This window comes from Marivita sp., from assembly GCF_965656765.1.
GTDB lineage: Bacteria > Pseudomonadota > Alphaproteobacteria > Rhodobacterales > Rhodobacteraceae > Marivita.
The window spans coordinates 24,423-33,126 of the sequence record NZ_CBFHLV010000035.1 but is presented as its reverse complement, the minus strand read 5'-3'; the positions used below and the strand labels follow the sequence as shown (position 1 = coordinate 33,126).

Here is an 8,704-nt window from a genome sequence, read left to right as displayed (position 1 = left end):
CGGTAGCGTCGAGCATGATTTTTGCGTATCACGTCGATATGACGAATGAAATCCCCGAGATCTGAAAAGAACACGCGGAATTCGCCGCCATCCTAAGTCGAAACTCCCTATTGTGCCCCTCAATCGAAACGCAGACGAGGGAAAAACCATGCGCGTTTATTACGATCGCGATTGCGATATCAACCTGATCAAAGACATGAAAGTGGCCATTCTGGGCTACGGAAGCCAAGGCCATGCACACGCGCTGAACCTGCGCGATTCCGGTGCCAAGAACGTGGTCGTCGCCCTGCGCGAAGGCTCTCCTTCGGCCAAGAAAGCCAAAGGCGAAGGCCTTAAGGTTATGGGTATCGCCGAAGCGGCAGCTTGGTGTGACCTGATCATGTTCACAATGCCCGATGAACTTCAGGCGGAAACATACAAGAAATACGTCCATGACAACCTCAAAGACGGCGCAGCGATTGCATTTGCTCACGGTCTGAACGTGCATTTTGGCCTGATCGAGCCCAAAGCGGGCACCGACGTAATCATGATGGCGCCCAAAGGCCCAGGCCACACGGTGCGCGGCGAATACACAAAAGGTGGCGGCGTGCCTTGCCTTGTGGCGGTGGACAACGATGCCTCTGGCCGTGCGCTGGAAATCGGTCTGTCCTATTGCTCGGCCATCGGTGGCGGTCGTTCCGGTATTATCGAAACCAACTTCCGCGAAGAGTGCGAAACCGACCTCTTTGGCGAACAGGCAGTTCTGTGTGGTGGCTTGGTCGAACTGATCCGCATGGGTTTCGAGACATTGGTCGAAGCAGGCTATGAGCCAGAAATGGCGTATTTCGAATGTCTGCACGAAGTGAAGCTGATCGTGGACCTCATCTACGAAGGCGGCATCGCGAACATGAACTACTCGATCTCGAACACAGCAGAGTACGGCGAGTACGTGTCCGGCCCGCGCATCCTGCCTTACGACGAAACCAAGAAGCGCATGAAAGAGGTTTTGACCGACATTCAGACCGGCAAATTCGTGCGTGACTTCATGCTTGAAAATGCTGTTGGTCAGCCGTCGTTCAAAGCGACCCGCAAGATCAACGATGAGCACCAGATCGAAGCCACAGGCGAGACACTGCGCGGCATGATGCCGTGGATTTCCGCAGGCAAGATGGTCGACAAAGCGAAGAACTGATCCAATCGGTCAGTTGTGATTCAAGGGCGGCCCGTTGGGCTGCCCTTTTTAGTGTGGTTTTTGGGGTAGCGGTTCGATGCGTTGACACAAAGCGTGCCCGGACGCGGCCCTACATGTCGTCTTTAAGCTGCAACACACACCACGCCAGCAGCGCAATAAGTATGACGATAGGTAGAATGAAAAACGCGTCCATATAATCCTCCTGACAGACTTTTTTGATCCCGAATTGGGTGTTGCTGCGGATGCCACAGCTCCCTAAAGAGCTAATCAAACCCACACCAGTTGCAATCTTTCGCAGCAGATTCCTCTGCCGCCGGATGCAGGATGCCCAATTTTCATGCAGACACCTCCTGAGATCACTCCAGCCAACTGGGGCATGGTGGCCGCCCTAGGCTTTGTCTGGGGTGCGACCTTTCTGTTCATCGAACTGGCACTCACCGGGATCACACCGTTCTGGCTCGCGGCAGGGCGGATCGGATTTGCCTGCCTTCTGACATGCGCTGTTTGGCAATGGCGCGGTGGACGGGTGTTTCTGACGGACGAAACCGCATGGGGTGCGATGATTGTGTCGGGGGTGTTGAACTCGGCCATCCCGTTCATGCTGCTCAGCTGGGGCCAACAGACCGTCACATCAGGTTTTGCAGGCGTTTCAATGGCGTCAGTGACGCTGATCGTGTTGCCGTTGTCGCATCTCTTTGTTGCGGGCGAACGGATCACGCTGCGCCGGTTGATCGGATTGATGATCGGATTTTTCGGTGTGACGGTCCTGTTGGGCGGTCAGGCGTTTGAATCCAGCGGCGATCCTCTGGAACCTCTCGGGCGGCTGGCCTGCGTGGGTGCTGCGGCCTGTTACGCCAGCAGTTCGGTTCTGGTCCGGCGGTTGCCTCCGATTGATCCGTTTGGCCTTGGGGCCTTGGCGCTGGTTTTTGGGTCAATGCTGGTGCTGCCGATGGCTTTGATCGTCGAGGGCCCGCCGCCGATGCCCGAAACTGATATTCTGCTGCTTGTAGCTGCTCTTGGGCTGATCCCCACAGCGGGTGCCAATATTCTGCGCATCCTAGTGATCCGCAGCGCGGGGCCGGTCTTTATGTCACTGGTGAATTACCAGGTCCCGATGTGGTCGGTCATCCTCGGGATCGTCATGTTGGGAGAGCCGTTCAAGCCCATCCTGTTGCTTGCTATGGGATTGATCCTGAGCGGTATGTTCGTCAGCCAATGGGGCGCGTTGATGCGGCTGTTTGGGCGCAAGCCTACTCCCAGCAACTGACCAGCACGGTCATCGCGGTTGCCTTTTGAGTGAGGTCCACCGGATCCAGACGCGCAAGACCGGCTGTGACTTGAGGCGACACACCCGCTTGCGACAGAACCGCCTGAACAGCGTTACTGTTGGTGGCGAAGTTCACGTGATCCGGCAATTGCCGACCGCCTGCATCATGAGGCACCAGCATACCAATGATCGCGCCGCCATCATCCAGAACCGGGCCACCCGCGTCTCCATCCAATGTGCTGATGTCCAGACGAGTCAGGTTGTCTTCGCCATTAAGGCCCTGCAGATCGGACAAGCGGCCGAATGTCATCGTAGCCGATGGCAGCACGCCACCAAAAGAATAGCCCGCCACTGCAATCTCGGACTGCAAACGCGGCGCACCATCACGAAACTGAGCCACGGCATTCGGAGCCAGCGGTTGTGTTGCACGCAGAACGGCGATGCCCGATGCGGCGTCAGAGGCCATGACTTCGGCGTCGTAATCGCCATTCAAAGTGATGCGCCCGCAATTCGCAACAGCAGCAGTAGTGGTAACCACCTTGCCCTGACGGTCCACGAAAAAGCCCGAGGCAGTCAGCTTGGGTTTGCGAATGGCGAGCCCTGCGACAAGGTCAACGCTTTGGGTGTCTTCGGCAATGACAGCCAGATCCAGAACGCCGTCGATGGGCGCAAAGCTATTTTGCATAGCGGCAAGAATACGGCTGCGCCGCTCTTCGTCACCGGTGGGCCACACCAAAGTGAAGCCTTTGATCGTGTCGCCATCAAGCCGCGCTTCGGTGTGGGATACAATGCGACTGTCCTCACCGGTCAGAGTAAAGCTGTCGCGGTTGCGGTCCCTCGGGCCCTCAAGCGGCACGATGTCCAGCGTCTGCATAATCTCGTAAAGACCAGCAAGGCGGTCACGGTCGCCCGGTTGGCTGATCAACAAAACCCGCGCGCCGTTTACAGTACCGGTGGGGTCGAAATGCGCAAAGGGGCTGTCGTAGCGATCAAAGGCCACAGCGCCCAGCGGCAGATCAATCGAAATGCCCGCACGTGTGTCGCGCACGTTTTGCAACTCCATCCCTTCGAGGACCGCATTGTACTGGCGGAACAACTCGGCACGTTGCGCAGTGGTCAAGATGCCGGTGTCTTCAAAACCGTTGGATTGCTGCCAACCACGCATCGCCGCCCGGGTGCCACGGCCAAAAGCGCCATCGATGGAGGAATTGTAGAAACCCGCCCATTGCAGCGCAATTTGCAGCTGCTGGCGTTCTTCACGAGTCAACAATGCCTCGGACGCCCGAGCCTCACGTGGGGTTTCGTCGATAATTTGTGGCTCAGGTTCGGGTGCCACAGTAACCTCAGGCGCGGGCTGCGGCACGATCGTTGCCGGACCGGCGCCAATGGGCCAGATACGCTGGCCATAGCGATCAGGGCCCTCGAGATAGCTGTCGCTGGGGATCAGACGCTGCGCGCGAAGGCTGCGCAACACGCGGTTTGCCTCATCGCGGGGATATGGGCCAAGGGCGATACCATACCAGCCGCGCCCCAGATCAAACCCATTCACATCCGGCAGAATAGACGCGTAGTCCCGAAGGCGATCTTCGGCGACGGACAGGCTTGGTTGGGCTTCGATCTGGACGTACACGCTTTCCTGCGCCGCCGCCGCGTGAACCCAAAATACCAGCGTTGCTAGTACCGAAAACAAAACCTTGCGCATCATGTGAGTGTCACCTGCGAGAAAAAACCTGTTTCAACGACCTGCTCTAGCAAGATTGTGCCGACACTGGAACGCGAAAATTAGAGCCTCGCACGCAATTGACCCCCGGACCCCATGCGCCTAATCAGGCACCAGCACAAACCGGGGTGACATCGCCATGGACCAGACCATCACAAAGCCGCGCAGTTTTCAGGAAATCATCCTGCGCCTGCAGTCCTACTGGGCCCAAAAAGGCTGTGCCGTGATGCAGCCCTACGACATGGAAGTGGGTGCGGGTACGTTTCACCCAGCGACAACACTGCGGTCATTGGGGTCCAAGCCTTGGGCTGCTGCCTATGTTCAGCCATCGCGGCGCCCGACCGATGGGCGCTATGGCGAGAACCCGAACCGCTTGCAGCATTATTATCAGTACCAAGTGCTGATCAAACCATCGCCGCCGGATCTGCAAGAGCTGTATCTTGGATCGCTACGGGCCATCGGGATCGACATGACCCTGCACGACATCCGCTTTGTAGAGGACGACTGGGAAAGCCCCACGCTTGGCGCTTGGGGGCTTGGATGGGAAGTGTGGTGCGACGGTATGGAAGTGTCACAATTCACGTATTTTCAACAAGTTGGCGGGCATGATTGCCATCCGGTTTCGGGCGAATTGACGTACGGGTTGGAACGTCTGGCGATGTATGTGCTTGGCGTCGATCACGTGATGGACATGCCCTATAACGATCCGGACGCTCCTATTGCTTTGAAATACGGCGATGTGTTCCGCCAGACAGAACAGGAATATTCGCGTTGGAACTTCGACGTGGCGGACACCGATGTTTTGCTGCGCCATTTCGAAGAGGCCGAGGCGGAATGTGCCCGCATTCTGGATCAGGACGCGGACGACCCCAAAACCGGCAAGCGCATCATCATGGCGCATCCCGCCTATGACCAATGCATCAAAGCGAGCCATATTTTTAACTTGCTCGACGCGCGCGGCGTGATCTCTGTCACGGAACGGCAGAGCTATATTGGGCGGGTGCGGGCACTGGCAAAGCGTTGTGCCGATGCGTTTGTGCAAACCGATGCCGGGGGCTATGCCGCCTGATGGCACAAGCCAATCGAAATACGCCACTGCGGCGGGCCAAGTACGGCCTGATGCAGCATCTGCCGGGAGAGCTTGGGCTGAAATATCGCCGCAAGCTGCGCAAGCTCTATGCGCCCGCGGCAGAGGCAGCGTTTCGAAAGGCATTGGCAAACTCAAAAGGCAAAGTGTGCATCGACCTTGGAGCCAATCTGGGTCAGCACACGCAGACGATGGCGGCACATGCCGCCAAGGTTTATGCCTTCGAGCCAGACCCGTGGACAGCAGCCGAACTGCGGACACGGCTGGCCACTGTGCCAAATGTCGAAATTGTCGAGGCGGCAGCGGGCATCGAAGACGGTACCTTTCCGCTATACCGCACGTCGTCTTTCGATGCGGATCCGGTTGAGCAATCGCAGTCATCTTCGTTGATATCGGAAAAGCGGAATATCGACACCGAAAGCGCCGTAGACGTGCGCGTGATCGACTTTCCAGCGTTCCTCGAGGGGTTGAATGCCGACATTGCGGTCATCAAGATGGACATTGAAGGAGCCGAGGTGCCGCTGCTTGAGGCGCTTTTTGACCATCCGGTAAAATCCCGGATCGGGCATCTGTTCGTCGAAACCCACGAAAGCCGCATCCCAGACCTTTTGGCGCGCACCGATGCGCTGCGGGATCGCGCAGCACAGATGACGCAACCGCATGTAAATATGGATTGGAAATAGACGATGACCGGCAAAATCCTCACCATCGTCATTGTCGTCAGCGCGCTACTTGCGGGCGTGTCGATGTACTATCTTCAGGTCTATGCCTATTACGAAACGGTCACACCCACCGGCACGGATGACGTGCAACTGGCGACGCTGGATGGCGCTCGCGAAACAATCCTTTATGAGGATTTTCAAGCGATTGACAGCGAAAGTTCACCCATCAGATATAGAGCATGCTTTACCACGCAGACGCCGCTATCGACGCTCACGTCAACTTATGAACAGTATGTCGGCGCATCGCCGCGCAACGCACCGGGATGGTTCGATTGTTTTGATGCCGAAGCCATCGGCGAGGACATTGCACTGGGCCGCGCGCAGGTATTCACCAGCGAACGCAACCGCGAGTTTGGGATCGACCGCGTGGTCGCCATCAGTGAGGACGGACGCGGCTACATCTGGCACGAAATTAACGATTGCGGCGACAAAGCCTATGATGGCAGCCCGCTGGGCGACGATTGCCCTGAACGCGATAACGGAGGCAGCTAAATGCCCGACCTTTTGATCGAGCTTTTTTCCGAAGAAATCCCTGCACGGATGCAGTCCAAAGCGGCCGCCGACCTCCAATCCCGCGTGACCAACGGTTTGGTCGACGCTGGTCTGACCTACGCGGGCGCCGCCACCTATTCGACACCGCGCCGTTTGGCCTTGCGAGTGGATGGCCTGACCGACCGGTCGCCAGACGTAAAGGAAGAGCGCAAAGGCCCCCGCGTCAATGCGCCGGAAAAGGCGATTGAGGGATTCCTGCGCGGTGCCAGTGTGGCCCGAGAGGACCTGATCGAACGGGACGAAAAGAAAGGCCGCGTGTTTTATGCGGTGATCGAAAAGCCGGGCCGTTCAGCTGAAGAGATCGTGGCTGGGGTTCTGGAAGACACCATTCGCAACTTCCCATGGCCCAAGTCGATGCGCTGGGGCGCTGGCAGCTTGCGCTGGGTGCGTCCCCTGCACCGCATTCTGTGCGTGCTGTCGCGCGAAGATGGGTCTGATGTTGTGCCGTTGGATGTGGACGGTATCGTGTCGGGCCGCAGTACCGAAGGCCATCGGTTCATGGCACCGGGGGCGTTCGACGTCTCCAGCTTTGACGACTATGAAGCCAAGCTCAAGCGGGCGCATGTGGTGCTGGATGCAAGCGAACGCGCTGATGCAATATGGCAGGACGCCACCAATCAGGCTTTTGCCAGCGGGCTTGAGGTTGTCGAAGACAAGGGGCTTTTGTCCGAGGTCGCCGGGCTGGTTGAATGGCCCGTCGTGCTCATGGGCGAAATCGGGGAAGAGTTTCTGGAACTGCCTCCAGAGGTGTTGCAGACCTCGATGAAAGAGCATCAGAAATTCTTTTCTGTCCGCAATCCCAAGACGGGCCGGATCGAACGGTTCATCACCGTGGCGAACCGCGAAACAGCAGATCACGGGGCGACGATTCTGGCGGGCAACCAAAAGGTGCTGTCGGCGCGTCTGGCGGATGCCAAGTTCTTTTGGGAGAACGATCTGCGCATGGCCAAAGATCACGGCTTGACCGCATGGAGCGACAGCCTGTCGAACGTGACCTTCCACAACAAGCTGGGATCACAGCGCGACCGGATCGAGCGGATTGCAGCGCTGGCTCGCGAGATTGCGCCAGTCGTGGGCGCGGATGCCGATCTGGCCGAACAAGCCGCGCGTGTTGCCAAGGCCGATCTGGCGTCGGAAATGGTTTATGAATTCCCGGAACTTCAGGGGCTTATGGGCCGCTATTACAGCGATGCGGCAGGTTTGCCGCCCGAGGTGGGCGCAGCCTGCCAGGAGCATTACTCGCCATTGGGACCGTCGGATGATGTGCCTTCTGCCCCCGTGTCAGTGACCGTGGCGCTGGCCGACAAGATCGACACGTTGACCGGGTTCTGGGCGATTGACGAGAAGCCTACGGGGTCGAAGGACCCATTCGCGCTACGACGTGCTGCGCTGGGGGTGATCCGGTTGGTGCTGGAGAATGGTCTGGCGTTGTCGCTGGACCGGTTCGTGGACGAACAATTGGTACGGCATAAAGGACACTTGATCGACGGAGTGAGCGACGACGATGTCTCCGACCTGATCCGCGAAATTGCACAGCATGGCGTATTTGGTGCTGCATACCGCACGCTCAAGGCGCAACGCGATGGGTCCGAAACCGACGGGCTCGACGCGATGCAAAACGAAGTACCAGACAAATCAGTCGATCTTCTTTCCTTCTTCCACGACCGCCTCAAAGTGTACCTTCGCGACCAAGGCATCCGTCACGACGTGATCGATGCCTGCATCTCGATGCCCGGCAACGATGACCTCGCGCTGCTCGTCAAACGCGCAACGGCGTTGCAAGACGTGTTGGCGACCGAGGATGGTGAGAACCTTGTTCAAGGCTTCAAGCGCGCGAACAATATTCTCAGTCAGGCTGAGGAAAAGGATGGGGTCGAATACTCGTTCGGGGCCGATCCCAAATTTGCGGAAGACCCAGCTGAAAAAGCCCTGTTCGACGCACTGACCAAGGCAGAAGCCACGATTGCCCCAGCCATGAAAGATCAAGATTTTGGCACCGCAATGGCGGCGATGGCCAGTCTGCGCGGCCCGGTGGATGCGTTCTTTGAAGCGGTGCAGGTCAATTCCGAAAAAGAGATTCTTCGGCGCAACCGTTTGAACCTGCTTAGCACGATCCGAACGACCTGTTTGCAAGTGGCGGATCTGACGCGGATCGAGGGCTAGACTGCGCCATCAACGCCTCTTG

Annotated in this window: 7 protein-coding genes; 6 read left to right on the top strand and 1 reads right to left on the bottom strand. The window is 57.9% G+C overall.

Features of this window, described 5'->3' with window-relative positions:
* The first annotated feature begins 148 nt into the window (after positions 1 to 148).
* Complete coding sequence (gene ilvC / locus ACTG4M_RS10820) at positions 149 to 1,171, top strand: ketol-acid reductoisomerase (protein ID WP_439123670.1); 1,023 nt, start codon at positions 149 to 151, stop codon at positions 1,169 to 1,171.
* Positions 1,172 to 1,508: 337 nt separating this feature from the next.
* The gene (locus ACTG4M_RS10815) at positions 1,509 to 2,438 is read left to right on the top strand and encodes a DMT family transporter (protein WP_439123669.1); all 930 of its coding nucleotides are present in this window, start codon (positions 1,509 to 1,511) and stop codon (positions 2,436 to 2,438) included.
* Here ACTG4M_RS10815 and ACTG4M_RS10810 read toward each other — a convergent pair.
* A complete protein-coding gene (locus ACTG4M_RS10810) occupies positions 2,422 to 4,143 on the bottom strand; it encodes a trypsin-like peptidase domain-containing protein (protein ID WP_439123668.1) in 1,722 nt (573 codons plus the stop codon). The genes ACTG4M_RS10815 and ACTG4M_RS10810 overlap by 17 nt on opposite strands.
* Before the next feature lie 154 nt (positions 4,144 to 4,297).
* On the opposite strand from ACTG4M_RS10810, the gene ACTG4M_RS10805 reads away from it, so the two are divergent.
* From ACTG4M_RS10805 to glyS, 4 genes are read left to right on the top strand one after another with little or no spacing between them, the layout of a single operon-like run.
* Positions 4,298 to 5,227 (top strand): glycine--tRNA ligase subunit alpha, encoded by a 930-nt coding sequence (locus ACTG4M_RS10805; protein WP_439123667.1) that lies wholly within the window; start codon positions 4,298 to 4,300, stop codon positions 5,225 to 5,227.
* Positions 5,227 to 5,928 carry an FkbM family methyltransferase gene (locus ACTG4M_RS10800; RefSeq protein ID WP_439123666.1) on the top strand — a complete coding sequence of 234 codons (702 nt, stop codon included), beginning with the start codon at positions 5,227 to 5,229 and terminating at the stop codon, positions 5,926 to 5,928. Before ACTG4M_RS10805 ends, ACTG4M_RS10800 begins: the two co-directional genes overlap by 1 nt.
* Positions 5,929 to 5,931: 3 nt before the next feature.
* Complete coding sequence (locus ACTG4M_RS10795) at positions 5,932 to 6,459, top strand: DUF6446 family protein (RefSeq protein WP_439123665.1); 528 nt, start codon at positions 5,932 to 5,934, stop codon at positions 6,457 to 6,459.
* Entirely contained in the window at positions 6,460 to 8,682 is a 2,223-nt protein-coding gene (gene glyS / locus ACTG4M_RS10790) for a glycine--tRNA ligase subunit beta (RefSeq protein WP_439123664.1), read from the top strand.
* Positions 8,683 to 8,704: the final 22 nt, after the last annotated feature.